Here is a 26,527-nt window from a genome sequence, read left to right as displayed (position 1 = left end):
CATTTTTCCGGAATAGCAGATAAGGAAACACCGTGAATCTCAACGCAACTCTGTTTGCGCAAATGGTCGTGTTCCTGGTCCTCGCGTGGTTCACGATGAAGTTCGTGTGGCCGCCGTTGATCAACGCCCTCGACGAACGTTCGAAGAAGATCGCCGACGGCCTCGCAGCCGCGGAGAAGGGCAAGGCGGAACTCGACGCAGCGCACAAGCGCGTGGACCAGGAACTCGCGCAGGCCCGCAACGACGGCCAGCAGCGCATCGCCGACGCTGAAAAGCGTGCCCAGGCGGTCGCCGAGGAAATCAAGGCCAACGCCCAGGCTGAAGCCGCCCGCATCGTCGCCCAGGCGAAAGCGGAAGCAGAACAGCAAATCGTGAAGGCGCGCGAAGCGCTGCGTGGCGAAGTCGCCGCGCTGGCCGTGAAGGGCGCCGAGCAGATCCTGAAGCGCGAAGTCGATCAAACGGCCCACGCCCAACTGCTGAATCAACTGAAAGCCGAGCTCTGATCATGGCCGAACTTGCAACCATCGCCCGCCCTTACGCAGAAGCGCTGTTCCGCGTGGCCGAGGGAGGTGACATCGCCGCCTGGTCCACGCTCGTGCAAGAGCTGGCCCAGGTTGCGCGTCTGCCGGAAGTGCTGTCGGTCGCGTCGAGCCCGAAGGTGACGCGCACGCAAGTAGCCGAGTTGCTGCTTGCTGCGGTGAAGTCGCCGGTCGCGGCCGGCGCCGAAGCGAAGAACTTCGTGCAGATGCTGGTCGACAATCATCGCATCGCGCTGCTGCCGGAAATCGCCGAGCAGTTCGAGGCGCTCAAGAACGAACGTGAAGGTGCAGCCGACGCCGAGATCGTGAGCGCGTTCCCGCTGAACGGCGCGGATCTCGAAAGCCTCGTCTCTGGCCTCGAACGCAAGTTCAAGCGCAAGCTGAAGCCGACGGTCGAAGTCGATTCGTCGCTGATCGGCGGCGTGCGCGTGACGGTCGGCGACGAAGTGCTCGACACCTCGGTTCGCGCGCGCCTCGCATCGATGCAGGCTGCCTTGACCGCCTGAGCGCCACGCCGGCACGCAACAGAATTGACTATCAGGAGCGAATAATGCAACTCAATCCCTCTGAGATCAGCGAGCTGATCAAGAGCCGGATCCAGGGCCTTGAAGCGAGCGCAGACGTTCGCAACCAGGGCACCGTGATCTCCGTGACCGACGGTATCGTGCGTATCCACGGCCTGTCGGACGTGATGCAGGGCGAAATGCTCGAGTTTCCGGGCAACACGTTCGGCCTCGCGCTGAACCTCGAGCGCGACTCGGTCGGCGCGGTGATTCTCGGCGAATACGAACACATCTCGGAAGGCGACATCGTCAAGACGACGGGCCGCATTCTCGAAGTCCCGGTTGGTCCGGAACTCGTCGGCCGCGTGGTCGATGCGCTCGGCAACCCGATCGACGGCAAGGGCCCGGTCAACGCGAAGCTGACCGACGCGATCGAAAAGATCGCCCCGGGCGTGATCTGGCGTAAGTCGGTGTCGCAGCCGGTGCAGACGGGCATCAAGTCGATCGACGCGATGGTGCCGATCGGCCGTGGCCAGCGTGAGCTGATCATCGGCGACCGTCAGTGCGGCAAGACCGCCGTGGCGCTCGACGCGATCATCAACCAGAAGGGCAAGGACCTGATCTGTATCTACGTCGCGATCGGCCAGAAGGCTTCGTCGATCATGAACGTGGTTCGCAAGCTCGAAGAAACGGGCGCGATGGAATACACGATCGTCGTCGCCGCTTCGGCTTCGGATTCGGCAGCGATGCAGTACCTCGCGCCGTACGCCGGCTGCACGATGGGCGAATACTTCCGCGACCGCGGCCAAGACGCGCTGATCATCTATGACGACTTGACCAAGCAGGCTTGGGCATACCGTCAGATCTCGCTGCTGCTGCGCCGCCCGCCGGGCCGTGAAGCATACCCGGGCGACGTGTTCTATCTGCACTCGCGTCTGCTCGAGCGTGCTGCTCGCGTGTCGGAAGAGTACGTCGAGAAGTTCACGAACGGCGAAGTGAAGGGCAAGAGCGGCTCGCTGACGGCACTGCCGGTCATCGAAACGCAGGCTGGCGACGTGACCGCGTTCGTTCCGACGAACGTGATCTCGATTACCGACGGCCAGATCTTCCTGGAAACCGACCTGTTCAACGCAGGCATCCGCCCGGCAATCAACGCCGGCGTGTCGGTGTCGCGAGTCGGCGGCGCCGCTCAGACGAAGGTCGTGAAGAAGCTGTCGGGCGGTATCCGTACCGACCTCGCGCAGTACCGTGAACTGGCCGCATTCGCGCAGTTCGCATCGGACCTCGACGAAGCGACCCGCAAGCAGCTCGAGCGCGGCCGCCGCGTGACGGAACTGCTGAAGCAGCCGCAGTACCAGCCGCTGCAGGTCTGGGAACTGGCCGTGTCGCTGTACGCCGCGAACAACGGCTACCTCGACGATCTCGACGTCAAGCAAGTGCTGTCGTTCGAGAAGGGCCTGCGCGACAACCTGAAGACCAGCCACGCTGACCTCATCAAGCGCATCGAAGACACCAAGGATCTCTCGAAGGACGACGAAGGCGCACTGCGCTCGGCGATCGAATCCTTCAAGAAGTCCGGTGCCTATTGATCCGCGAGTGACACACTGAGGCCGCGCGGGTGCTGATGCGCCCGCGCCGCTTCGGTCAAGGAGCAAGCTATGGCTGGAATGAAGGAAATTCGCGGCAAGATCAAGAGCGTGCAGAACACGCGCAAGATCACGAAGGCGATGGAGATGGTGGCTGCATCGAAGATGCGTCGCGCGCAGGAACGCATGCGCGCCGCTCGTCCGTATGCAGACAAGGTCCGTGCCATCGCCGCGCACATGAGCCGTGCGAACCCGGAGTACCGCCACCCGTTCATGGTGGCAAACGACGGCGCGCAGACGGCCGGCATCATCCTCGTCACGACGGACAAGGGTCTTTGCGGCGGTCTGAACACCAACGTGCTGCGTGCGACGGTGCAGAAGTTCAAGGAGCTGGAAGAGAAGGGCCAGAAGGTCGAAGCCACCGCGATCGGCGGCAAGGGCCTCGGGTTCCTGAACCGCTTCGGCGCGAAGGTGATGTCGCAGGTCGTGCACCTCGGCGACACCCCGCATCTGGACAAGCTGATCGGCGCCGTGAAGACGCAGCTCGATCTGTACTCGGAAGGCAAGCTGTCGGCGGTCTATATCGCTTACACGCGCTTCGTCAACACGATGAAGCAGGAAGCCGTGATCGAGCAGCTGCTGCCGCTGTCGTCGGAACACTTCGAAGCCGATGACGGTACGCCGGCCACGTCGTGGGACTACATCTACGAGCCGGACGCGCAGGCAGTCGTCGACGAACTGCTCGTGCGTTACGTCGAGGCGCTGGTGTACCAGGCCGTCGCGGAGAACATGGCGTCCGAGCAATCGGCGCGGATGGTCGCGATGAAGGCCGCGTCCGACAACGCGAAGACGGTGATCAGCGAACTGCAGCTCGTGTACAACAAGAGCCGCCAGGCCGCGATTACGAAAGAACTGTCGGAGATCGTCGGCGGCGCAGCCGCTGTTTAAGCGCGCGCCACGGACGACAACTGCGCCCTTGCGCGAGTAAAGAATCAGGTATTTAAAGGAAAAGCGATGAGTACTGCTGCTTTGGTAGAAGGCAAGATCGTACAGTGCATCGGCGCCGTTATCGACGTGGAATTCCCGCGCGACAGCATGCCGAAGATCTACGACGCGCTCATTCTCGATGGCTCGGAACTGACGCTCGAAGTCCAGCAGCAGCTGGGCGACGGCGTGGTCCGTACCATCTGTCTGGGTGCATCCGACGGCCTGCGCCGCGGCCTGACCGTGAAGAACACGAGCAAGCCGATTTCGGTTCCGGTCGGCAAGCCGACCCTCGGTCGTATCATGGACGTGCTCGGCCGTCCGATCGACGAAGCCGGCCCGATCGAAAGCGAAACGACGCGTTCGATCCACCAGAAGGCTCCGGCGTTCGACGAACTGTCGCCGTCGACCGAACTGCTCGAAACGGGTATCAAGGTCATCGACCTGATCTGCCCGTTCGCGAAGGGCGGCAAGGTTGGCCTGTTCGGCGGTGCTGGCGTGGGCAAGACCGTCAACATGATGGAGCTCATCAACAACATCGCGAAGGAACACGGCGGTTACTCCGTGTTCGCGGGCGTGGGCGAGCGTACCCGTGAAGGGAACGACTTCTACCACGAAATGAAGGACTCGAACGTTCTCGACAAGGTCGCGCTGGTGTACGGCCAGATGAACGAGCCGCCGGGCAACCGTCTGCGCGTCGCGCTGACCGGCCTGACGATGGCCGAGCACTTCCGTGACGAAGGCCTCGACGTGCTGTTCTTCGTCGACAACATCTACCGTTTCACGCTGGCCGGTACCGAAGTGTCGGCACTGCTCGGCCGTATGCCGTCGGCAGTGGGCTATCAGCCGACGCTGGCTGAAGAAATGGGCAAGCTGCAAGAGCGCATCACGTCGACCAAGAAGGGCTCGATTACGTCGGTCCAGGCCGTGTACGTCCCTGCGGACGACTTGACCGACCCGTCGCCGGCAACCACCTTCGGCCACCTGGACGCAACCGTCGTTCTGTCGCGTGACATCGCTTCGCTGGGTATCTACCCGGCGGTCGACCCGCTGGACTCGACGTCGCGCCAGATCGACCCGAACGTGATCGGTGAAGAGCACTACTCGATCACCCGTCGCGTTCAGCAGACGCTGCAGCGCTACAAGGAACTGCGCGACATCATCGCGATTCTGGGCATGGACGAACTGTCGCCGGAAGACAAGCTGTCGGTCGCACGTGCGCGTAAGATCCAGCGTTTCCTGTCGCAGCCGTTCCACGTCGCTGAAGTGTTCACGGGCTCGCCGGGCAAGTACGTGCCGCTGAAGGAAACGATCCGTGGCTTCAAGATGATCGTCGACGGCGAGTGCGACCACCTGCCGGAACAGGCGTTCTACATGGTCGGCACGATCGACGAAGCCTTCGAAAAGGCCAAGAAGATCCAGTAACGGCTTGAGTGAGTCGCAAGCCGGCGTGTGCCGGCCGGAGCAATCAGTCAGCGATGACTTTGTTCCGGCTGCTCGCGCCGGCCGCAATACGCTCAACCCGTGGATGAGATTGGAGTCGATATGGCAACCATCAAAGTAGACGTCGTCAGCGCGGAAGAGCAGATCTTCTCGGGCGAGGCGAAATTCGTCGCGCTGCCGGGCGAAACGGGTGAGCTGGGCATTCTGCCGGGCCACACGCCGCTCATCACCCGGATTCGTCCGGGTGCGGTGCGCATCGAAGTCGAGGGCGGCAACGACGAATTCGTGTTCGTCGCAGGCGGCATTCTCGAAGTGCAGCCGGGCGCCGTGACGGTGCTCGCCGATACCGCGATCCGCGGCAAGGACCTCGACGCGGCGAAAGCCGAGGAAGCGCGCAAGCGTGCCGAGGAAACGCTGCAGAACGCGAAGTCGGACCTCGACCTCGCAAAGGCGCAATCCGAGCTCGCGACCGCGATGGCGCAGCTCGAAGCGATCCAGCGTCTGGCGAAGATCCGCAGCCGGCACTGAGCCGCGCGCGCGTATCCCGCGAAAGAAAGCAGCCTTCGGGCTGCTTTTTTTTCGCCCGTCGTTTTCGTCTGTTTTTTGCGGGCCGGATCGTATCGTCCGGTCGTGCTATTTCATCCGTCCGCCGCGATTTGATGTCAGAGTGTCGTCAGCAGAGCGCGGCATCATCCGGCAGAGGCAGTCCGCCGCGATCGTGGCGGAGCAGGCAGGCGCGCGAGCCGCGCGCCGGGCCGATCAGACAAAAACGGACGGAGACATCGATGGCAGCAGACCTTGGCAAGGGGGCGCTGATCGCGCCCGAAAACGGACTGTCGTACGTGCGCGGCGCGACCGACGTGCCGCTATCCGAAGCGACGATCAGCCGGTTCCTGCTCGACACGGCCGGCCGCTTTCCCGATCGTCCGGCCGTCGTATTTCGCGAACAGCAGGTGCGCTGGACCTGGCGCGAATTCGCACACGAGGTCGACGTGCTCGCGGCGGGCCTCGCCGCGCTCGGGATCGTGAAGGGCGACTGCGTCGGCATCTGGTCGCCGAACCGCAGCGAATGGCTGCTCACGCAGTTCGCGACCGCGCGCATCGGCGCGGTGCTCGTCAACATCAACCCGGCCTACCGGCTCGCGGAACTCGAATACGCGCTGAACAAGGTCGGCTGCAAGGCCGTGATCGCGGCCGAGCGCTTCAAGACGTCCGCGTACGTCGAGATGCTGCAGACCATCGCGCCTGAGCTCGCGAGCGCGACGCCGGGCGACCTGCATGCGGCGCGCGTACCGAGCCTGCGAACGATCGTTTCGATGGGCGAGGCGGCGCCGGCCGGCATGTTCCGCTTCGCGGACGTGATGGCGCGCGGCCGCGACACGCTCGATGTCGCTCGGCTCGACGCGATCGGCGCGACGCTCGTGGCCACCGAGCCGATCAACATCCAGTTCACGAGCGGCACGACCGGCAGCCCGAAGGGCGCGACGCTCACGCACCGCAACGTCGTCAACAACGCACGCTCGATCGCGGCGGCGATGCGCTTCACCGAACAGGATTCGCTCTGCATCCCGGTGCCGTTGTATCACTGCTTCGGGATGGTGCTGGCCGTGCTCGCGTGCGTGTCGAAGGGCGCGGCGATGGTGTTCCCCGGCGAGGCATTCGATCCGGTCGCGACGCTCGCGGCCGTGGCCGACGAACGCTGTACCGCGCTGCACGGCGTGCCGACGATGTTCATCGCGGAACTCGATCATCCGGACTTCGCGAAGTTCGACCTGTCGACGCTGCGCACCGGCATCATGGCCGGCTCGCCGTGCCCGATCGAGACGATGAAGCGCGTCGTGTCGCAGATGCATTTGCGCGAGATCACGATCGCGTACGGGATGACGGAGACGAGCCCCGTGTCGTTCCAGAGTTCGACCGACGATCCGCTCGAGAAGCGCACGACGACGGTCGGGCGCATCCAGCCGCACCTGGAGGTGAAGATCGTCGATCCGAACGGCGAGATCGTGCCGGTCGGCGCGACGGGCGAGCTGTGCACGAAGGGCTATTCGGTGATGCTCGGCTATTGGGACGACGACGCGAAGACGCGCGAGGTGCTGGTCGACGGCTGGATGCATACGGGCGACCTCGCGACGCTCGACGCGGACGGCTACTGCAATATCGTCGGTCGGCTGAAGGACATGGTGATCCGCGGTGGCGAGAACGTGTATCCGCGCGAGATCGAGGAATTCCTGTTCAGGCATCCGAAGATTCAGAGCGCGCAGGTGTTCGGCGTGCCCGATCCGAAATACGGCGAGGAGCTGTGCGCGTGGATCGTGCTGCGCGCGGACGAGCAGATGACCGAGGACGACGTGCGCGCGTTCTGCAGCGGCCAGATCGCGCACTACAAGATTCCGCGCTACATCCGCTTCGTCGACGAGCTGCCTATGACGGTGACGGGCAAGGTGCAGAAGTTCGTGATGCGCGACCGGATGATCGAGGAACTGAAGCTGAACGTGCAGAAGACCGCGTGAGAGGCCGGTTGGCCGGCGGCAGGAAAAACGCGGCGGCCTGCGGGCCGTTGCGTTTTCGATGGACGAAAAAAAGCGGGCTTATTAGCCCGCTAAAAACCACACGCTACGGGGTTAGCGCGAGGAGACCAAAGATGAAACCGGATCCGGCGGGGGGCCGGAAACGACTCCAACAGGGATGCCCCTCGGAAGGGCTTCGGTACGTGACCGACTGGCTCGCAGCGCTTCGCGTCCGCTCACACTTGGCACACGAGACCGCATCCGTGTTGAAACCGTTGAGGCCATTGTGGGCGAATTGCTCACCCCTCGCGGTAACAAAGTGTTTCAGGTTGTAACGCCCGCCAGATAAGGCTTTCCGGGATTTTTTGCTGTTTTCGGGGTCCTGAAAAAGGTCATATTTACCCATCTTTTCCGCAGAGTTTTCAGCGGTTGCACATAATGCGTTTTTCATGCGTATCAGCATCGGTGAATGGCCGATTTACACGCCCGAATGTGCATCGCGCGGCACATATCGCATATGACGATTCATTCGTCAGAAAGATTTTGAAACGTGATCGGCGCGCGCGGTAGTCGGCTATTCGGCCAATTTTCGCGATTTTACGTCTTCAGCCCCCTGCGCCGTGTGTAACGGGGGGCGGCGGACGGCCATACTACCGCCCGCGCCCCGTTCGCCTGCTGCGATAGCGGGGGCGTGTCTGCTATCGGCCGCCGTTGCCGCCCGCGATCGTGCTTACTTCAGCCACTTGTCGGCGATCGCCTGGTATTCGCCGGTCGACAGCGCGAGGTGCAGCCACTGGTCGACATACTGCTGGAACACGACGTCGCCGCGCGGCACCATGTACGCCTTTTCGCCGAACTGGAACGGCTTGTCCGGATGCACCGAGCACAGGCCCGGATTCAGCTTTTGCTGCAGCAGCGTCTCGGATGCGTCCGTCACCATGACGTCCGCCTTGCCCGCGATGATCTGCTTGAAGATCGTCACGTTGTCAGGGTAGACGGTCAGGTTCGCGTGCGTGAAGAACTGCTTCGCGAAGCGCTCGTTGGTGCCGCCCGGGTTCACGATCACGCGTGTCTCGGGTCGGTCGATCTGTGCGACGGTCTGGTACTTGTCGGCGTCCGCGCAGCGCACGATCGGCGTCTTGCCGTCGACCACGTACGGCTGCGTGAAGAACACGCGCTTCTGGCGCTCGAGCGTCGTCGATACGCCGCCCACCGCGATATCGCACTTCGCGACGAAGTCGCTGGTGAGGTTCGACCAGCTCGTCTTCACGAAGTCGGCCTTCACGCCGAGCGATTTCGCGAGCGACTCGGCCATGTCGATGTCGATGCCTTCGAAGCGGCTGTCGCTCCGGTAGTACGAATACGGCTTGTAGTCGCCCGTCGTGCACACGCGCAGCGTGCCGCGTGCGAGCACGTCGTCGAGCCGCGAGCCGGCCGCGGCCGCGGACGACGGTGCGGTCGTACCCTGCGCGTGCGTGGCGGCGCAGCAAAGCAGGGTGGCGGCGGCGAGTGCGGCGCGCGTGGCAAATGTCTTCATCGGTCTCCTCCGTGGATCGGTTCGATATCAGCGTCCGATCATAACGGAGCCATCGCGCGCGTCATATGGCCGCCATCGCATCGACATACGCAGCCGTGCGGCCCCGCTCCGGTAAAATGCCGCTTTGCCTTCGCATCGTCGCTCCTACCGTGGCCCATACCCTGCTCAACGACACCTTCCTGCGTGCGCTTCTGCGCGAGCCGACCGACTACACGCCGATCTGGCTGATGCGCCAGGCTGGCCGCTACCTGCCCGAGTACAACGCGACGCGCGCGCGCGCCGGCAGCTTCCTCGGCCTTGCGAAGAATCCCGATTACGCGACCGAAGTGACGCTGCAGCCGCTCGAGCGCTTCCCGCTCGACGCCGCGATCCTGTTCTCGGACATCCTGACGATTCCCGACGCGATGGGCCTCGGCCTCGACTTCCAGGTCGGCGAAGGGCCGAAGTTCGCGCATCCGGTGCGCACCGAGGCCGATGTCGCGAAGCTCGCGGTGCCCGACATCGAGGAAACGCTCGGCTACGTGACGGGCGCCGTGCGCGAGATTCGCCGCGCGCTGACCGACGGCCAGGGCCGCCAGCGCGTGCCGCTGATCGGCTTCTCGGGCAGCCCGTGGACGCTCGCGTGCTACATGGTCGAAGGCGGTGGGTCGGACGACTTCCGCACGGTGAAGTCGATGGCGTATTCGCGCCCCGACCTGATGCACCGCATCCTCGACGTGAACGCGCAGGCCGTGGCCGCGTACCTGAACGCGCAGATCGAAGCCGGCGCGCAGGCCGTGATGATCTTCGATACGTGGGGCGGCGCGCTGGCGGACGGCGCATACCAGCGCTTCTCGCTCGACTACATCCGCCGGGTGGTCGCGCAACTGAAGCGCGAGCACGACGGCGAGCGCGTGCCGGTGATCACGTTCACGAAGGGCGGCGGGCTGTGGCTCGAGGAAATCGCGGCGACCGGCGTCGACGCGGTCGGGCTCGACTGGACGGTCAACCTCGGCGCCGCACGCGAGCGTGTCGCGGGGCGCGTTGCGCTGCAGGGCAACCTCGACCCGACGATCCTGTTTGCGCCGCCGGCCGCGGTGCGCGAGCAGGCCCGCGCGGTACTCGACAGCTACGGCAATCATCCCGGCCACGTATTCAACCTCGGCCACGGCATCTCGCAGTTCACGTCGCCCGACCACGTCGCCGAACTCGTCGACGAAGTGCACACGCACAGCCGCAAGATTCGTAGCGGAGCGGCGGGCTGAGCGCAAGCGCTGTCATGCTGCGCTGCGGGATGACGGCGTTTCGCTGTCGGCGCTAAACAGGGCGCAACCCCGCCCCGGTTGCCGATCCATCGCTTGTCAAGACTTGACTTATGCACATTTTCCACGTTGCAGCGCGGTAGAGCCCTGCATCGGTCGAATTGTCTCGCTATGGTTGGGTAATTTGAATAGCAGCCTTATGGAATAAGGCTCCGCGGGGCGCGGCACACGGCGGCCGGAAACAGCGGAAAGCACGGCCCCGCGCGCTTTGCGGCGATTGGACGGGGAGTTCTCAACAAAGTTATCCACAGGCTGGTCAGGGTATACGGCGATTCCTAATGCGAATCCAAAACTTAGCGCCGAATCTGAAGTTTTACTTTAAGTCCGTCACCGTGATGCGGACTCGGATGCAAGTCGTCCGTGCGCTGTGCGCTGCCGCCGGAGCGCGGTGATGGACGGCACCTACCTGCGGGTCGCCCTCGACCATCCGCTCGCCACCCTGTTCGACTACCGCTGCGACGTCCAGCCGGCGCCCGAGCCAGGCACCCTGGTGCAGGTGCCGTTCGGCAAGCGGCAGGTCGTCGGCCTCGTCTGCGAAGTGACGACTCACACCGACGTGCCGCCGTCCCGCTTGCGGGCAATCGACGCGATCTGTACCGAGCTGCCGCCGCTGGCGCCGGACTGGCTTGCGCTCGTCTCCTTCGCGGCCGACTACTACCAGCGCGGTCGCGGTGAAGTCGCGCTGCCGGCGTTGCCGCAGGCGCTGCGCGACGCGGAGCGCTGGGGGCGGCTGCTGGCGCCCGAAGTGCGTCACCGGCTGACCGAAGCCGGCCGCGCGGCGCTCCCCGACGCACTGCCCGCGCGCGGGGCCGCGCTGCGGCGGCTCGCGCAGGCACTCGCCGACACCGATTCGCTGACGCTGCCCGATGCGCGCGCATTGCACCCGAAGGCGGCGGCCACGCTCGACGACTGGGCGGCGCGCGGCTGGGTCGCGATCGAGGAAATCGGCTGGGCCGACGCGCCTGTGCCCAAAGCTGTGGATAACCTGTCGACAACCGGTGGACGAACTGTGCCGCCGGCGCTCACCGACCAGCAGGTCGAGGCGCTCGACGCGATCCGCGCCGCGCAGGGCTTCGCGCCGTTCCTGCTGCATGGCGTGACCGGCAGCGGCAAGACCGAGGTGTATCTGCATGCGCTCGCCGCGCTGCTCGATGCGCGGCCCGACGCGCAGGCGCTCGTGCTCGTGCCCGAAATCAACCTGACGCCGCAGTTCGAGGCCGCGTTTCGCGCGCGCTTCGCAGGCACGCTCGCCGACGACGCGATCGTCACGCTGCACAGCGGGCTCGCCGAAGGCGAACGCGCGCGCAACTGGCTCGCCGCGCACACGGGCCGCGCGCGGATCGTGCTCGGCACGCGGCTCGCGGTGCTCGCGTCGCTGCCGACGCTCGCGCTGATCGTCGTCGACGAGGAGCACGAGCCCGCGTACAAGCAGCAGGAAGGGCTGCGCTATTCGGCGCGCGATCTCGCGGTGTGGCGCGCGAAGCATCTCGGCATTCCGGTCGTGCTCGGTTCGGCGACGCCGTCGCTCGAGACCTGGTGGCAGGCCGAGCAGGGGCGCTACACGCGGCTCACGCTGTCGCGCCGCGCGGTGGCCGACGCGACGCTGCCGACCGTGCGGCTGATCGATCTCGAAGAGGAGCGGCGGCGCGGGCGCGCGTCGATGGGCGGGCTGTCGGGGCCGCTCGTCGCGGCGCTGAAGGCGCGGCTCGAGCGCGGCGAGCAGAGCCTCGTGTTCCTGAACCGGCGCGGCTACGCACCGCAGCTTGCGTGCGACGCGTGTGGCTGGGTCGCCGGTTGCCCGCGCTGCAGCGCCTATGTCGTGCTGCACAAACCCGAGCACGCGTTGCGCTGCCATCACTGCGGCTGGGAAGCGCGCATTCCGCGTTCGTGCCCGGAATGCGGGAACGTCGACATCGCGCCGCTCGGGCGCGGCACGCAGCGCATCGAGGAGGCGCTCGCCGAGGCCGTGCCGGGCGCACGGATCCTGCGGATCGACGCGGACAGCACGCGGCGCAAGGGCAGTGCGCAGGCGCTGTTCTCGGATGTCCACGCCGGTGAAGTCGACATCCTGGTCGGCACGCAGATGATCGCGAAGGGGCACGACTTCCAGCGCGTGTCGCTCGTCGGCGTGCTCAATGCCGACACCGCGCTGTTCTCGCACGACTTCCGCGCGAGCGAGCGGCTGTTCGCGCAGCTGATGCAGGTGAGCGGCCGCGCGGGGCGCGCGGGGCTGCCGGGCGAGGTGCTGGTGCAGACGCGTTATCCGCGTCACGCGCTGTATCACGCGCTCGGCCGGCAGGATTACGTCGGCTTCGCGAATTCGACGCTCGGCGAGCGCCGCGACGCGCACCTGCCGCCGTTCGTCTACCAGGCGCTGCTGCGCGCCGAAGGGCGCACGCTCGACGCGGCGCTCGCGTTCCTGCTGCAGGCCGCGGCCGCGTTGCCGGGGCTGCCGGGTGCCGATCGCGTGACCGTGTACGACGCGGTGCCGATGACGATCGTGAAGGTCGCGAACGTCCACCGCGCGCAGCTGCTGCTCGAAAGCGCGTCGCGGGCCGCGCTGCAGCACGCGCTGCGCGCATGGCAGCCGGAACTGCGCGCGCTGAAGGGCGTGCTGCGGTGGAGCGTCGAGGTCGATCCGCTCGATATATGAGCGGCGCGGCGGCGGTCGTCGTGCCGCGCGCCGCTTCCTCGGTACCGAGCTGCCGAGCTGCCGAGCCGCCGAGCCGCCGAGCCGCCGAGCCGCCGAGCCGCCGAGCCGCCGAGCCGCCGAGCCACCGAGCCACCGACCCGCCGACCCGCCGACCCGCCGACCCGCCGACCCGCCAACCCGCCAACCCGCCAACCCACCAACCCCGCCGCCCGCACCGAGCGGCATGCGATCCCCGCCGGGCGCGTTCCATACCTACCTGCGGTACCTGCCGACCCGGCCAGTGCAACCCGTCTTTCCCCTCCGCCGCGCACACCGAAGGTTGCCCACGCGCACCAACTCGCCCTCGATCAGGGAAAACACCGATCCGCCCACCACGGGCAACCCCTAGGTTGCGACCTTATAAGTGGCTGATTATATTGAGTAACTTCGAGGTGCAACCAATCTCTTAATTCGGTTGCACCTTTTTATTGCGTGCCGTAGGATTTCGCGCATCCTCTCACACCACATTGCCGGGCTCGCACCGGCGCACGAACCCACCATGGCAAGCACGACTCTTGGCGTCAAAGTCGACGACCTTCTCCGCTCGCGCCTGAAAGACGCGGCAGCGCGTCTCGAGCGCACTCCCCACTGGCTGATCAAGCAGGCGATCTTCGCGTACCTCGAGCGGATCGAGCACGGCCAGCTGCCGCCCGAACTGTCGGGCAGCAGCGGCGTGACGGAGCTCGCCGACGGCCAGACGCCGGACGGTGACGACGACAACTCGCCGCATCCGTTCCTCGAGTTCGCCCAGAACGTGCAGCCGCAATCGGTGCTGCGCGCGGCGATCACGGCCGCGTATCGCCGCCCCGAACCGGAATGCGTGCCGTTCCTGCTCGGCCAGGCGCGCCTGCCGGCGAACCTGCAGGCCGACGTGCAGACGCTCGCGACGCAGCTCGTCGAGGCGCTGCGCGAGAAGAGCTCGGGCGGCGGCGTCGAAGGGCTGATCCACGAGTTTTCGCTGTCGAGCCAGGAAGGCGTCGCGCTGATGTGTCTGGCCGAAGCGCTGTTGCGGATCCCCGATCGCGCGACCCGCGATGCGCTGATTCGCGACAAGATCAGCAAGGGCGACTGGCGTTCGCACGTCGGCCACGCGCCGTCGCTGTTCGTGAACGCGGCGACCTGGGGGCTGATGATCACCGGCAAGCTCGTGACGACCAACAGCGAAGCGGGCCTCTCGTCGGCGCTCACGCGCCTGATCGGCCGTGGCGGCGAGCCGCTGATCCGCAAGGGCGTCGACATGGCGATGCGCCTGATGGGCGAGCAGTTCGTCACCGGCGAGACGATTTCCGAGGCGCTGGCCAACAGCCGCAAGTACGAAGCGCGCGGCTTCCGCTACTCGTACGACATGCTCGGCGAAGCGGCGACGACGGAAGAGGACGCGCAGCGCTACTACGCGTCGTACGAACAGGCGATCCACGCGATCGGCAAGGCGGCCGGCGGCCGCGGCATCTACGAAGGCCCGGGCATCTCGATCAAGCTGTCGGCGCTGCACGCGCGCTACTCGCGCTCGCAGCAGGACCGCACGATGAGCGAGCTGCTGCCGCGCGTGCGTGCGCTCGCGCTGCTCGCGCGCCGCTACGACATCGGCCTGAACATCGACGCGGAAGAAGCCGACCGTCTCGAGCTGTCGCTCGACCTGCTGGAAGCGCTGTGCTTCGATCCGGAACTCGCGGGCTGGAACGGCATCGGCTTCGTCGTGCAGGGTTACCAGAAGCGTTGCCCGTTCGTGATCGACTACCTGATCGACCTCGCGCGCCGCAGCCGTCACCGCCTGATGATCCGCCTCGTCAAGGGCGCGTACTGGGACACCGAAATCAAGCGCGCGCAGGTCGACGGCCTCGAAGGCTATCCGGTCTACACGCGCAAGATCTACACGGACGTGTCGTATCTCGCGTGCGCGAAGAAACTGCTCGCGGCACCCGACGCCGTCTACCCGCAGTTCGCGACGCACAACGCATACACGCTGGCCGCGATCTATCACCTGGCGGGCCAGAACTACTACCCGGGCCAGTACGAATTCCAGTGCCTGCACGGGATGGGCGAACCGCTGTACGAGGAAGTCACGGGCCGCGACAAGCTGAACCGTCCGTGCCGCGTGTATGCGCCGGTCGGCACGCACGAAACGCTGCTCGCGTACCTGGTGCGCCGCCTGCTGGAAAACGGCGCGAACACGTCGTTCGTGAACCGCATCGCGGATAAAACCGTGTCGGTGAAGGAACTGGTCGCCGATCCGGTCGACGAGGCGTCGAAGGTCGTGCCGCTCGGCGCGCCGCACGCGAAGATTCCGCTGCCGCGCCACCTGTACGGCGACGAGCGTCCCAACTCGATGGGCCTCGACCTGTCGAACGAACACCGTCTCGCGTCGCTGTCGTCCGCGTTGCTGGCGAGCGCGCACCATCCGTGGCGCGCGGCGCCGATGCTCGCCGACGACGCGCTCGCCGACGCCCCGGCGCGCGACGTGCGCAACCCGGCCGACCAGCGCGACATCGTCGGCACGGTCAGCGAGGCGACGGCCGAACACGTGAGCGCGGCGCTCGCGCACGCAGTCGCCGCCGCACCGATCTGGCAGGCGACGCCGGTCGATGCGCGTGCCGACTGCCTGGTGCGCGCGGCCGACCTGCTCGAAGCGCAGATGCACACGCTGATGGGCCTGATCGTGCGCGAAGCCGGCAAGTCGCTGCCGAACGCGATCGCCGAAATCCGCGAAGCGGTCGACTTCCTGCGCTACTACGCGGCGCAGATCCGCGACGAATTCTCGAACGACACGCACCGTCCGCTCGGCCCCGTGGTCTGCATCAGCCCGTGGAACTTCCCGCTCGCGATCTTCATGGGGCAGGTCGCCGCCGCGCTCGCGGCCGGCAACACGGTGCTCGCGAAGCCGGCCGAGCAGACGCCGCTGATCGCGGCCCAGGCCGTGCGCCTGCTGCGCGAGGCCGGCGTGCCGGCCGGCGCGGTGCAGCTGCTGCCGGGCACCGGCGAGACCGTCGGTGCGGCGCTGGTCGCCGATCCGCGCACGCGCGCGGTGATGTTCACCGGCTCGACCGAAGTCGCGCGCCTGATCAACAAGACGCTGTCCGCGCGCCTCGACCCGGACGGCAAGCCGATTCCGCTGATCGCGGAAACGGGCGGCCAGAACGCGATGATCGTCGATTCGTCGGCGCTCGCGGAGCAGGTCGTCGCGGACGTGATGCAGTCGTCGTTCGACTCGGCCGGTCAACGGTGTTCGGCGCTGCGCGTTCTGTGTCTGCAGGACGATGTCGCGGATCGCACGCTGACGATGCTCAAGGGCGCGATGCACGAGCTGGCGCTCGGCAACCCGGACCGCTTGTCGACCGACGTCGGCCCGGTGATCGACGCCGAAGCGAAGCAGACGATCGACACGCACGTCGCGACGATGAAGGACAAGGGCCACACCGTCACGCAGCTGCCGTCGCCGGAAGCCTGCGCGCACGGCACGTTCGTGCCGCCGACGCTGATCGAGATCGGCAGCATCGACGAGCTGAAGCGCGAAGTGTTCGGCCCCGTGTTGCACGTCGTGCGCTATCGCCGCAGCCAGCTCGACAAGCTGCTCGAGCAGATCCGCGCGACGGGTTACGGCCTGACGCTCGGCATCCACACGCGGATCGACGAGACGATCGCGCACGTGATCTCGAACGCGCACGTCGGCAACATCTACGTGAACCGCAACGTGATCGGCGCGGTGGTCGGCGTGCAGCCGTTCGGCGGCGAAGGGCTGTCGGGCACGGGTCCGAAGGCCGGCGGCGCGCTGTACCTGCAGCGCCTGCTCGCGACGCGTCCGTCGGGCCTGCCGCGTTCGCTCGCGCAGACGCTGATCGCGGACGGCGCGGTCGATGGCGAACAGCGCAGCAACCCGGCGACGGCGCTGACCGCGCTGCGCGACTGGCTGATCGAGCAGCGCGAACCGGCGCTGGCCGCCCGCTGCGACGGCTACCTGGCGCAGGTGCCGGCCGGTGCGACCGCGGTGCTGACCGGCCCGACCGGCGAGCGAAACACGTATACACTCGGCCCGCGCGGCACGGTGCTGTGTGTCGCGGCAACGCCGAGCGGTGCGCGCGCGCAGTTCGCGGCGGTGCTGGCGACCGGCAACCGCGCGCTGTTCGCCGGTGCCGCGGGCGAGGCGCTGGTGGCCGCGTTGCCGGCTGCGCTGAAGGCGCATGCGGCCGTGCGCAAGCAGGCCGACGCGCCGTTCGACGCGGTGCTGTTCGAAGGCGACAGCGACGAGCTGCAGACGCTCGTGAAGGACGTCGCGCAGCGGCCGGGCCCGATCGTGTCGGTGCAGGGCGTGTCGGCGGGCGCGTTCGAGAACGGCGACGCGGAAGACTACGCGCTCGAGCGCCTGCTGACCGAGCGCTCGGTGAGCGTGAATACGGCCGCGGCGGGCGGCAATGCGAATTTGATGACGATCGGCTGACCATCCTTGCCGTTCGGATCAATCAAAGGAAGCGGCAAGGCGATCCCGAAGCCGCTCCATTTACCCTGGTACCAAGGAGAAGCTATGCAACACACGATGAAAAGGCTGGCAGGCGCGACGTTCGTCGCCGTCATGTCGCTGGCGGGGACGGCCCATGCGGATGACGTGAAGATCGGTTACGCAGGGCCGATGACGGGCGCCCAGGCTCACTACGGCAAGGATATGCAGAACGGGATCGCGCTCGCGCTGGAAGACTTCAACGCGACCAGCCCGAAGATCGGCGGCAAGCCGGTGAAGTTCGTGCTCGAGACGCAGGACGACCAGGCTGACCCGCGCACCGGCACGACGGTCGCGCAGAAGCTCGTCGACGACGGCATCAAGGGCATGCTCGGCCACTTCAACTCGGGCACGACGATTCCCGCTTCGCGCATCTACGCGAACGCCGGCATTCCGCAAATCGCGATGGCGACGGCGCCGGAATACACGCAGCAGGGTTACAAGACGACCTTCCGCATGATGACGTCCGACACGCAGCAGGGCTCGGTGGCGGGCACCTTCGCGTCGAAGGATCTCGGCATGAAGAAGATCGCGATCGTCGACGACCGCACGGCCTACGGCCAGGGTCTCGCCGACCAGTTCGAGAAGGCCGCGAAGGCCGGCGGCGCGACGATCGTCGACCGCGAATTCACGAACGACAAGGCGGTCGACTTCAAGGCGATCCTGACCAAGCTGAAGGCCGCGAAGCCGGACCTCGTCTACTACGGCGGCGCGGATTCGCAGGCAGCGCCGATGGTCAAGCAGATGAAGACGCTCGGCATCACCGCACCGCTGATGAGCGGCGAAATGGTGAAGACGCCGACGTTCCTGAAGATCGCGGGCAACGCGGCCGACGGCACGATCGCATCGCTGGCAGGCCTGCCGCTGGAAGAAATGCCGGGCGGCAAGACCTACGCCGACAAGTACAAGAAGCGCTTCGGCGAAGAAGTGCAGACGTACTCGCCGTACGCGTACGACGGCGCGATGGCGATGCTCAACGCGATGAAGAAGGCCGATTCGACCGATCCGGCGAAGTACCTGCCGGTGCTCGCGAAGACCGACATGGCTGGCGTCACGTCGTCGCACGTCGCGTACGACGCGAAGGGCGACCTGAAGAACGGCGGCATCACGATGTACAAGGTCGAGAAGGGCGAGTGGAAGCCGCTGAAGAGCATCGGCGGCAAGTAAGCATGGCGTGAGCGCGGGCGGGGGCGTCGCAATGCCCCGTCCCGCATCGCGTGCGAAAAAGCCATCGGGCCGTCGGGTCCGGTGGCTTTTTCTTTGGCTTCGGCGTTACTCGCGCTCGCGCCGCGTGCGCAGCAGGAACTTCTGCAGCTTGCCGGTCGGCGTGCGCGGCAGCGTTTCCGCGAACACGAATTCGCGCGGGATCTTGTACGCGGCGAGCCGCTCGCCGCAGAACGCGCGCAGCGCATCCGCATCGGGCGCGGCGCTCGCGCGCAGCACGACGTGCGCGACGACCGTCTCGCCCCATTCCGGATGCGGGACGCCGACGACGGCCGCTTCCGCGATGTCCGGATGCGCGTCGAGCACGTCCTCCACTTCTTTCGAATAGACGTTCTCGCCACCCGTCACGATCATGTCCTTCAGCCGGTCGACGATGAACAGGTAGCCATCCTGATCGATTCGCGCGATGTCGCCGGTGCGATACCAGCCGTCCGGCGCGAACGCGGCGCGCGTCGCGGCCGGGTCGTCGAGATAGCCGAGCATCATGCTGTCGGCCTTCAGCCAGATCTCGCCGGTGTCGCCCGGCAGCGCGTCGGCGCCATTGCTCCGCACGACACGCAGGTCGACGCCGGGGCCGCCCTGGCGACCGATCGAGCCGGCCTTCGCGATCTGTTCGTCCGGATACAGCGTGGTGCCGGCCGGGCCCGTTTCCGTCATTCCGTACACCTGGAAGAACGCGTTGCTGCGATACGCATGCGCGAGCCGTTCGGCCTGCGCGGCGCCGATCGGGCCGCCGCCGTACAGCCATGCGCGCACGCTCGACAGGTCGAACGCCGCGAAGCGCTCGATCGTGTCGAGCGGCAGCGTATACGACACCGGCGCGCCGAAATACAGCGTCACGCGTTCGCGCTCGACGGCCTGCAGGAAGCGCAGCGGATGGTATTCGCGCAGCAGCACGACGGTGCCGCCTGCGTACAGCGTGCCGCCGAACCAGTTGTTCAGCGGCGACGAATGCCAGATCGGCATCGCCATCAGCGTGCGTTCGTTACGGCCGATGCCGGTCGCGAGCGCCGCCTGCATCGCTGCGAGCGTCACGGTGCGATGGCTGTGCACGCAGCCTTTCGGGCGGCCGGTCGTGCCGGACGTGTAGAGGATCTGCGCGACGTCGCCGTCGGCCGGCTCGATGCCCGCGACGCCGTCCATCGCCGCGCGCATCGCGTCGAAGTTCGGCGTGCCGGCGGCGTCGCCTTCGGTGACGAGCCGCCGCACCGGATGGATCACGCGCGCCAGCACCGGCGCGAGCGCCGCGTCGAACAGGAGCACCTTGCTGCCGCTGTGCTCGAGCACGTAGTCGACTTCCGGCGCCTGCAGCTTGTGGTTGATCGGCACGAACGCGGCGCCGAGCCGCCACGCGCCGAACATCAGGTCGACGAACGCGGGCGTGTTCAGGCACATCGCGGCGACGCGGTCGCCGGCCGCGACGCCGAGTGCGCTCAGCACGGCCGCCGCGCGATGCGAACGCTCGCGCGCGGCGGCGTACGTGATCGCCGTGTCGTCGTGGATCAGGAACGGCTTGTCGGGCGTCGCACGGGCGGCGCGGTCGAGGGCGGCGACGAGGTTCATCATGGCTCCACGCGAGGAGGACGAGCGGGCGCGTCAGGCCGCGTACGCGCGCTGCAGCAGCGCGCCGACGTCGAGCGCGTGCGGGTCGAAGCCGCCCGCGATGCGGCCCCAGTCGGGCGCGGCGAGCCGGGTCGCGACGAATGCGTCGGCGACGAACGCGGGCGCGTCGCGCCGCAGCAGGCACGCCTGCGCGACCAGCGCCAGCCGTTGCGCGAACACCCGGGCCGACGCCTCGAGCGTGTCGGCCGGCGCCGCGAGCATCGCGCGCAGCGTATCGAGCGCCGCGCGGATGCGCGGTTCGCCGGCGCCGAGGTCGGCCAGTTCGGCGAGCAGCGCCGCGGCCGCGTCGGGCTCGCGCGACACCGCGCGCAGCACGTCGAGGCACATCACGTTGCCGGAGCCTTCCCAGATCGAGTTGACCGGCGCTTCGCGGAACAGGCGCGCGATCGGCCCATCGTCGACGTAGCCGTTGCCGCCGAACACCTCCATCACCTCGCCGGTCAGCTCGACCGCGCGCTTGCAGACCCAGAATTTCGCGGCGGGCGTGACGATCCGCTTCCACGCGCGTTCGCGCGGCGCGTCGTCGCGCTCGAACGCGTCGGCGAGGCGCATCGCGAGCACGAGCGCGGCCTCGCTTTCGAGCGCGAGGTCGGCGAGCACGGTGCGCATTAGCGGCTGCTCGGCGAGCGCGCGGCCGAACGCGTGGCGCCGGCGCGTGTACGCGATCGCCTGCACGACGCCCTGGCGCAGCATCGCGGCGCTGCCGAGCACGCAGTTCAGCCGCGTGTAGGTGGCCATCTCGATGATGGTCGGAATGCCGCGGCCTTCGTCGCCGAGCATGATCCCCCATGCGTCGTTCAGCTCGATTTCGCTGCTCGAATTGCTGCGGTTGCCGATCTTGTTCTTCAGCCGCTGGATCTCGACCGCGTTCTTCGTGCCGTCGGGCCGCCAGCGCGGCACGTAGAAGCATGACGGGCTGCCTGCTTCGGTGCGCGCGACGACCAGGTGCGCGTCGCACATCGGCGCGGAGAAGAACCACTTGTGGCCGCGCAGCCGGTATTCGCCGCCGCGCCCGCCCGCGCCGACCGGGGTCGCCAGCGTCGTGTTCGCGCGCACGTCGGAGCCGCCCTGTTTCTCCGTCATCCCCATGCCGAACCAGATCGAGCGCTTGTCGGCGACCGGCACGTCGCGCGGATCGTAGTCGTCGCTGTACAGCCTGTCGCGCAGCAGGCCCCAGAGCGCCGGCTCCTTCTGCAGCACCGGAATCGCGGCCTGCGTCATCGTCGCCGGGCACAGCGTGCCGGCCTCGATCTGGCCGTGCAGGTAGAAGCCGGCCGCGGTCGCGGCCCAGCGGCCGGGGCGCGTGTCGCGGAACGCGAGCGACACGAAGCCTTCGTTGCGGTACATGCCGAGCAGCGTGTGCCAGGCCGGATGGAAGTCGACGCGGTCGATGCGCCGGCCGCGCCGGTCGAACGCGTTCAGTTCCGGCGCGTGGCGGTTCGCTTCGTCGGCGAGCTGTGCGGTGTCGGCGCTGCCGAGCCGCGCGCCGTACGCGTCGAGCCGCGGCACGGCCCAGTCGGCGCCCGCGCGGGCGAGTGCGTCGCGCAGCGCGACGTCGGTGGCGAAGAGGTTATAGTCGACCAGTTCGTCGAACTGGTTCGTGACGTCTCGGGTCGATTCGGTCATCGGGCTGTCTCCGGTCTCGTGCGTCGCGGTCTGCCGGTCAAACGCGTTTCCGCTGAATTTCAGAGTAGCAAATATGCCGCCGCGACATGTTCAGGTTCCGGCGCCGCCCGGCCAGCCGGCGGCGCAACCCGCGCCCGCGCTGCGTCGCCGGCCGCGCCAGTCGCGCGCGCAGGCCACGTCCGACGCGCTCCAGCAGGCCTTCGTTCAGCTTTTGCTCGAGCGCGGCTACGCGAAGGCGACGATTCGCGAGATCGCGGCCGTCGCGGGCGTGAGCGTCGGCACCTTCTACGAATACTTCGGCGACAAGCAGAGCCTCGCCGCGCTGTGCATCCACCGGCGCGTGCTGGCGCTGGCCGACCGGCTGCGCGATGCGGCGCACGGGTTGCGCGGCGCGCCGCGCGCCGAGCTCGCGGCCGCGCTCGCCGACATGCAGGTCGACGCGATCGGCGCCGACGCCGCGCTGTGGGGCGCGTTCTTCGCGCTGGAGCGGCAGGTGTCGCCGCTCGCCGCGTACCGGCGCCATTACGACGCCTTTGTCGCGCTGTGGCGCGACGCGCTCGCGCAGGTCGCCGATCCGCCGCCGGCCGCGCGGCTCGACGGGATCGCCCGGATGGCGCATGCGGTCTGCTACGGCGGCGTGTCCCAGGCGCTGCTCACGCTCGGGCCGGCACTGGACCTCGAGGCGTTGCGCGGCGAGTTGCGGGCCGTGCTGAGCGCCTATCTGGCGGCCGCGGGCGCGTGACGCGCGGCGTGGCCGCGCGCGTCCAGGGAAATGCCCGATTCGCATGCATTGCCGGTCACTCGGCCTTGGCGTCGAGCCAAGCGTATGGCCGCTCATGAGAAAAACGCATGGCCGCCATGACGAACTTTCGGTTGTCCGCCGATATTGGCTCGGGCTAAATCATCCCCGATGAGACCGGCCGCGCGCATCGCACGGGCCGGCCCGAAGGACATCAGAAGGAGAACTCATGCGAAGCGCCACCAGGCCCCGTTCGAAACTGCCGGACGTCGGGACGACGATCTTCACGGTGATCGGCCAGCTTGCCGCACAGCACGATGCGCTGAACCTGTCGCAGGGCGCGCCGAATTTCGCGCCGGATCCGGCGCTCGTCGACGGCGTCGCGCGCGCGATGCGCGACGGCCACAACCAGTACGCGCCGATGGCCGGCCTCGCGTCGTTGCGCGAACGGCTCGCGGAGAAGACCGAGGCGCTGTACGGCACGCGCTACGACCCGGGCACCGAGATCACGGTGATCGCGAGCGCGAGCGAGGGGCTCTACGCGGCGATCAGCGCGCTCGTGCATCCGGGCGACGAAGTGATCTATTTCGAGCCGTCGTTCGACAGCTATGCGCCGATCGTGCGGATGCAGGGCGCGACGCCGGTCGCGATCAAGCTGTCGCCCGAACATTTCCGCGTGAACTGGGACGAAGTGGCCGCCGCGATCACGCCGCTCACGCGGATGATCGTCGTCAATACGCCGCACAACCCGACCGCGACCGTGTTCTCCGCCGACGATCTCGAACGGCTCGCGCAGCTCACGCGCGATACCGGCATCGTGGTGCTGTCGGACGAGGTCTACGAGCATGTCGTGTTCGACGGTGCGCAGCACCAGAGCGTCGCGCGTCACCGCGAGCTGGCCGAGCGCAGCGTGATCGTGTCGTCGTTCGGCAAGTCGTTCAACGTGACGGGCTGGCGGGTCGGGCATTGCGTCGCGCCGGCCGAACTGATGGACGAGATCCGCAAGGTGCACCAGTTCATGGTGTTTTCGGCCGATACGCCGATGCAGGTCGCGTTCGCGGAGATCCTCGCGCGGCCGGAAAGCTATCTCGGCCTGTCGGCGTTCTACCAGGCCAAGCGCGACCTGCTGGCGCGCGAGCTGGCCGGGTCGCGCTTCGAGCTGCTGCCGAGCGAAGGCTCGTTCTTCATGCTCGCGCGGTTCCGCCACTTCTCGGACGAGCGCGACAGCGACTTCGTGCTGCGCCTGATCCGCGATGCGCGCGTCGCGACGATTCCGCTGTCGGCGTTCTACACCGACGGCACCGACGCGGGCGTGATCCGCCTCAGTTTCTCGAAGGACGACGCGACGCTGATCGAGGGCGCGCGGCGGTTGCGTTCGCTGTAATCGCGGGCGCGGCCCGCACCCAAGCAGGCGACGTGTACGTCGCACCGAAAGTCACGGACGGGACCGGCGCACGTGCCGAAGCGCGGCGCCGACCGGCCAGCCAGGAGATCACGATGAAGCATGCACACACCCTCAAACTCGCGTTCGCATTCGCGTGCGCGCTCGGCTCCGGCGCGGCATCGGCCGACGGGCAAACGCTGCGTTTCGGCCTCGAGGCGCAATATCCGCCGTTCGAGTCGAAGGCGCCGAACGGCGACCTGCAGGGCTTCGACATCGACGTCGGCAATGCCGTCTGCCAGACCGCGAAGCTGTCGTGCAAGTGGGTCGAGACGTCGTTCGACGGGCTCATTCCCGCGCTGCAGGGCCGCAAGTTCGACGCGATCAACTCGGCGATGAACGCGACCGAGCAGCGGCGCCAGGCGATCGACTTCACGACGATCATCTACCGCGTGCCGACGCAGCTGATCGCGCGCACCGGCAGCGGCCTGCTGCCGACGCCGGAAGCGCTGAAGGGCAAGCGCGTCGGCGTGCTGCAGGCGTCGATCCAGGAAACCTACGCGAAGGCGCACTGGGAGCCGGCCGGCGTGTCGATCGTCGCGTACCAGGACCAGAACCAGGTGTATGCCGACCTCGTGTCGGGCCGCCTCGACGCGACGCTGGTGCTCGCGCCGGCCGGCCAGCGCGGCTTCCTGTCGCGCCCGGACGGCAAGGGCTTCGCGTTCGTCGGCCAGCCGGTGCGCGACGACCGGATTCTCGGCAGCGGGATCGCGTTCGGCCTGCGCAAGGGCGACGACGCGCTGAAGGGGAAGCTCGATGCGGCGATCGACAAGCTGAAGGCGGACGGCACGGTGAAGTCGCTCGGCCAGAAGTACTTCGGCGACATCGACATCTCCACCAAGTAAGCGGACCCGCACGATGCAGAGCCTGGAAACGGCCGCCGCGCGTGGCGGCCACGATGTAGCCGCGCCGGCGGACGACGCGCTCGAGGCGGCGCTCGTCGCCGCGCTGGGTGACACGCTGGTCACGCGGGCGGCCGAGATCGATCCGCGCTACTTCACCACGTACAACGAGCCGGCCGGCGTGCGGCCGCGTGCGCTGGTGCGGCCGCGCAGCGTCGACGACGTGTCGCGCACGCTCGCGCTGTGCACGCGGCTCGGGCAGCCGGTCGTGCCGCAGGGCGGCCTCACCGGGCTCGCGCGCGGCGCGGTCGCGCTGGGCGGCGAGATCGTGCTGTCGATGGAGCGTTTCGCGGGCGTCGAGTCGATCGACGCGGCGGCGGGCACGATGACGGTGCGCGCCGGGACGCCGCTGCAGACGGTGCAGGAGGCAGCGGACGCGGCGGGCTTCACGTTCGGCGTCGATCTCGGCGCACGCGGTTCGTGCCAGATCGGCGGCATGCTCGCGACCAACGCGGGCGGCACGCGCGCGATCCGCTACGGCATGATGCGCGAGCAGGTGCTCGGCCTGGAAGCCGTGCTCGCCGACGGCACCGTCGTGTCGTCGATGAACCGGATGCTGAAGAACAACGCGGGCTACGACCTGAAGCAGCTGTTCATCGGCAGCGAAGGCACGCTCGGCATCGTCACGCGTGCCGTGCTGCGGCTGCATCCGAAGCTGGCCGCGCCGGCCACCGCGCTCTGTCGCGTGCACGGCTACGATGCCGTGGTCGGGTTGTGGAACCGTCTGCGCGCACTGCCCGAGCTCGTCAGTTTCGAAGCGATGTGGCCGGCCTTCTACGACTACGTGGCGCGTCATACGCCCGGCGTCGTCGCGCCGTTCGCGGGCGACGGCGGCTTCGCGGTGCTGATCGAGTGCGCGACGAGCGCACCGGGCGGCGATGCGTGCGCGGCGCTGGAAAACGGCCTGGCGGATGCGATCGACGCGGGGCTCGTGGACGATGCGGCGCTGGCGACGTCGGAGCGGCAGGCGCGCGACTTGTGGACCCTGCGCGAAGGCCTCGCAATCGATGCGCTGCCGCATCTGGTGAACTTCGACGTGAGCCTGCCGACGGGCGAACTCGGCCTGTTCGCCGAGCGCTGCGAAGCGGCGTTGCGCGCGGCCTGGCCCGACATCGTGTGCCTGTGCTTCGGCCACGTCGGCGACGGCAACGTGCATGTCGGCGTATCGCTCGACGGCATGGGCGACGCCAACGCCGATGCGATCGATCGCTGCGTCTACACGGTCGTCCGGGACATGGGCGGCTCGGTGTCGGCGGAGCACGGCATCGGCATGCTCAAGCGCGCCTATCTCGCGCACACGCGCAGTGAAGCGGAAATCGGCCTGATGCGGCGCCTGAAGGCCGCGCTCGATCCCGTCGGCGTGCTCAACCCCGGCAAGGTGCTTTGAG

18 protein-coding genes are annotated in these 26,527 nt (G+C 67.5%); 15 read left to right on the top strand and 3 right to left on the bottom strand.

What is annotated here, in order from left to right; all coding sequences use genetic code 11:
* Positions 1 to 32 precede the first annotated feature (32 nt).
* The 7 genes from DIE04_RS13155 to DIE04_RS13125 all read left to right on the top strand — a co-directional run bounded on the left by DIE04_RS13155 (position 33) and on the right by DIE04_RS13125 (position 7,568).
* Positions 33 to 503 (top strand): F0F1 ATP synthase subunit B, encoded by a 471-nt coding sequence (locus DIE04_RS13155; protein WP_006477283.1) that lies wholly within the window; start codon positions 33 to 35, stop codon positions 501 to 503.
* A gap of 2 nt (positions 504 to 505) precedes the next feature.
* Positions 506 to 1,045 carry a F0F1 ATP synthase subunit delta gene (locus tag DIE04_RS13150; RefSeq protein ID WP_014895498.1) on the top strand — a complete coding sequence of 180 codons (540 nt, stop codon included), beginning with the start codon at positions 506 to 508 and terminating at the stop codon, positions 1,043 to 1,045.
* A gap of 44 nt (positions 1,046 to 1,089) precedes the next feature.
* Positions 1,090 to 2,631, top strand: a complete 1,542-nt coding sequence (gene atpA / locus DIE04_RS13145; RefSeq protein WP_014895499.1) for a F0F1 ATP synthase subunit alpha — start codon at positions 1,090 to 1,092, stop codon at positions 2,629 to 2,631.
* A 69-nt stretch (positions 2,632 to 2,700) separates the two neighbouring features.
* Positions 2,701 to 3,576 (top strand): F0F1 ATP synthase subunit gamma, encoded by an 876-nt coding sequence (gene atpG / locus DIE04_RS13140; protein ID WP_034209645.1) that lies wholly within the window; start codon positions 2,701 to 2,703, stop codon positions 3,574 to 3,576.
* A 66-nt stretch (positions 3,577 to 3,642) separates the two neighbouring features.
* Positions 3,643 to 5,037: a F0F1 ATP synthase subunit beta gene (gene atpD / locus DIE04_RS13135; protein WP_044845237.1), complete on the top strand. Its 1,395-nt coding sequence runs from the start codon at positions 3,643 to 3,645 to the stop codon at positions 5,035 to 5,037.
* A 120-nt stretch (positions 5,038 to 5,157) separates the two neighbouring features.
* Positions 5,158 to 5,583 (top strand): F0F1 ATP synthase subunit epsilon, encoded by a 426-nt coding sequence (locus tag DIE04_RS13130; RefSeq protein ID WP_006477288.1) that lies wholly within the window; start codon positions 5,158 to 5,160, stop codon positions 5,581 to 5,583.
* Between the two features lie 257 nt (positions 5,584 to 5,840).
* Entirely contained in the window at positions 5,841 to 7,568 is a 1,728-nt protein-coding gene (locus tag DIE04_RS13125; protein WP_124520447.1) for an AMP-binding protein, read from the top strand.
* Positions 7,569 to 8,295: 727 nt separating this feature from the next.
* Here the strand turns inward: DIE04_RS13125 and DIE04_RS13115 are convergent.
* Positions 8,296 to 9,102: a transporter substrate-binding domain-containing protein gene (locus DIE04_RS13115; protein ID WP_124520448.1), complete on the bottom strand. Its 807-nt coding sequence runs from the start codon at positions 9,100 to 9,102 to the stop codon at positions 8,296 to 8,298.
* A gap of 149 nt (positions 9,103 to 9,251) precedes the next feature.
* On the opposite strand from DIE04_RS13115, the gene hemE reads away from it, so the two are divergent.
* The 4 genes from hemE (at position 9,252) to DIE04_RS13090 (ending at position 18,751) form a co-directional block, all read left to right on the top strand.
* The gene (gene hemE / locus DIE04_RS13110; RefSeq protein WP_311766328.1) at positions 9,252 to 10,346 is read left to right on the top strand and encodes a uroporphyrinogen decarboxylase; all 1,095 of its coding nucleotides are present in this window, start codon (positions 9,252 to 9,254) and stop codon (positions 10,344 to 10,346) included.
* A gap of 448 nt (positions 10,347 to 10,794) precedes the next feature.
* Positions 10,795 to 13,056, top strand: coding sequence for a primosomal protein N' (locus tag DIE04_RS13105; RefSeq protein WP_124486826.1), 2,262 nt, complete (start codon positions 10,795 to 10,797; stop codon positions 13,054 to 13,056).
* A 538-nt stretch (positions 13,057 to 13,594) separates the two neighbouring features.
* The gene (gene putA, locus DIE04_RS13095) at positions 13,595 to 17,527 is read left to right on the top strand and encodes a trifunctional transcriptional regulator/proline dehydrogenase/L-glutamate gamma-semialdehyde dehydrogenase (RefSeq protein WP_044849064.1); all 3,933 of its coding nucleotides are present in this window, start codon (positions 13,595 to 13,597) and stop codon (positions 17,525 to 17,527) included.
* 84 nt (positions 17,528 to 17,611) lie between these two features.
* On the top strand, positions 17,612 to 18,751 hold the full coding sequence (locus tag DIE04_RS13090; protein WP_124520449.1) for a branched-chain amino acid ABC transporter substrate-binding protein: 1,140 nt from the start codon (positions 17,612 to 17,614) through the stop codon (positions 18,749 to 18,751).
* Positions 18,752 to 18,856: 105 nt separating this feature from the next.
* Here the strand turns inward: DIE04_RS13090 and DIE04_RS13085 are convergent, their stop codons facing one another.
* On the bottom strand, positions 18,857 to 20,371 hold the full coding sequence (locus tag DIE04_RS13085; protein ID WP_124520512.1) for a class I adenylate-forming enzyme family protein: 1,515 nt from the start codon (positions 20,369 to 20,371) through the stop codon (positions 18,857 to 18,859).
* 33 nt (positions 20,372 to 20,404) lie between these two features.
* Positions 20,405 to 22,057, bottom strand: a complete 1,653-nt coding sequence (locus DIE04_RS13080) for an acyl-CoA dehydrogenase family protein (RefSeq protein ID WP_124520450.1) — start codon at positions 22,055 to 22,057, stop codon at positions 20,405 to 20,407.
* 73 nt (positions 22,058 to 22,130) lie between these two features.
* Here DIE04_RS13080 and DIE04_RS13075 point away from each other — a divergent pair, with 73 nt between their 5' ends.
* From DIE04_RS13075 to DIE04_RS13060, 4 genes are all read left to right on the top strand, one after another.
* Positions 22,131 to 22,799, top strand: a complete 669-nt coding sequence (locus tag DIE04_RS13075; protein WP_124520451.1) for a TetR/AcrR family transcriptional regulator — start codon at positions 22,131 to 22,133, stop codon at positions 22,797 to 22,799.
* Positions 22,800 to 23,025: 226 nt separating this feature from the next.
* On the top strand, positions 23,026 to 24,180 hold the full coding sequence (locus tag DIE04_RS13070; protein WP_124520452.1) for a pyridoxal phosphate-dependent aminotransferase: 1,155 nt from the start codon (positions 23,026 to 23,028) through the stop codon (positions 24,178 to 24,180).
* Positions 24,181 to 24,293: 113 nt separating this feature from the next.
* Positions 24,294 to 25,082: an ABC transporter substrate-binding protein gene (locus DIE04_RS13065; protein WP_044849065.1), complete on the top strand. Its 789-nt coding sequence runs from the start codon at positions 24,294 to 24,296 to the stop codon at positions 25,080 to 25,082.
* Positions 25,083 to 25,095: 13 nt separating this feature from the next.
* On the top strand, positions 25,096 to 26,526 hold the full coding sequence (locus DIE04_RS13060) for an FAD-binding oxidoreductase (RefSeq protein WP_124520453.1): 1,431 nt from the start codon (positions 25,096 to 25,098) through the stop codon (positions 26,524 to 26,526).
* Position 26,527 lies beyond the last annotated feature (1 nt).

It is taken from the genome of Burkholderia sp. Bp8994, assembly GCF_003853805.1.
GTDB lineage: Bacteria > Pseudomonadota > Gammaproteobacteria > Burkholderiales > Burkholderiaceae > Burkholderia.
This window is presented reverse-complemented; position numbering and strand designations above follow the sequence as displayed.

What these genes read in the sequence shown, in the direction of transcription:
- DIE04_RS13150 (WP_014895498.1), top strand. Translation starts at nt 506, where the DNA reads ATGGCCGAACTTGCAACCATCGCCCGCCCTTACGCAGAAGCGCTGTTC.
- atpA (WP_014895499.1), top strand. Translation starts at nt 1,090, where the DNA reads ATGCAACTCAATCCCTCTGAGATCAGCGAGCTGATCAAGAGCCGGATC.
- atpG (WP_034209645.1), top strand. Translation starts at nt 2,701, where the DNA reads ATGGCTGGAATGAAGGAAATTCGCGGCAAGATCAAGAGCGTGCAGAAC.
- atpD (WP_044845237.1), top strand. Translation starts at nt 3,643, where the DNA reads ATGAGTACTGCTGCTTTGGTAGAAGGCAAGATCGTACAGTGCATCGGC.
- DIE04_RS13130 (WP_006477288.1), top strand. Translation starts at nt 5,158, where the DNA reads ATGGCAACCATCAAAGTAGACGTCGTCAGCGCGGAAGAGCAGATCTTC.
- DIE04_RS13125 (WP_124520447.1), top strand. Translation starts at nt 5,841, where the DNA reads ATGGCAGCAGACCTTGGCAAGGGGGCGCTGATCGCGCCCGAAAACGGA.
- DIE04_RS13115 (WP_124520448.1), bottom strand. Translation starts at nt 9,102, where the DNA reads ATGAAGACATTTGCCACGCGCGCCGCACTCGCCGCCGCCACCCTGCTT.
- DIE04_RS13105 (WP_124486826.1), top strand. Translation starts at nt 10,795, where the DNA reads ATGGACGGCACCTACCTGCGGGTCGCCCTCGACCATCCGCTCGCCACC.
- putA (WP_044849064.1), top strand. Translation starts at nt 13,595, where the DNA reads ATGGCAAGCACGACTCTTGGCGTCAAAGTCGACGACCTTCTCCGCTCG.
- DIE04_RS13090 (WP_124520449.1), top strand. Translation starts at nt 17,612, where the DNA reads ATGCAACACACGATGAAAAGGCTGGCAGGCGCGACGTTCGTCGCCGTC.
- DIE04_RS13085 (WP_124520512.1), bottom strand. Translation starts at nt 20,371, where the DNA reads ATGAACCTCGTCGCCGCCCTCGACCGCGCCGCCCGTGCGACGCCCGAC.
- DIE04_RS13080 (WP_124520450.1), bottom strand. Translation starts at nt 22,057, where the DNA reads ATGACCGAATCGACCCGAGACGTCACGAACCAGTTCGACGAACTGGTC.
- DIE04_RS13075 (WP_124520451.1), top strand. Translation starts at nt 22,131, where the DNA reads ATGCCGCCGCGACATGTTCAGGTTCCGGCGCCGCCCGGCCAGCCGGCG.
- DIE04_RS13070 (WP_124520452.1), top strand. Translation starts at nt 23,026, where the DNA reads ATGCGAAGCGCCACCAGGCCCCGTTCGAAACTGCCGGACGTCGGGACG.
- DIE04_RS13065 (WP_044849065.1), top strand. Translation starts at nt 24,294, where the DNA reads ATGAAGCATGCACACACCCTCAAACTCGCGTTCGCATTCGCGTGCGCG.
- DIE04_RS13060 (WP_124520453.1), top strand. Translation starts at nt 25,096, where the DNA reads ATGCAGAGCCTGGAAACGGCCGCCGCGCGTGGCGGCCACGATGTAGCC.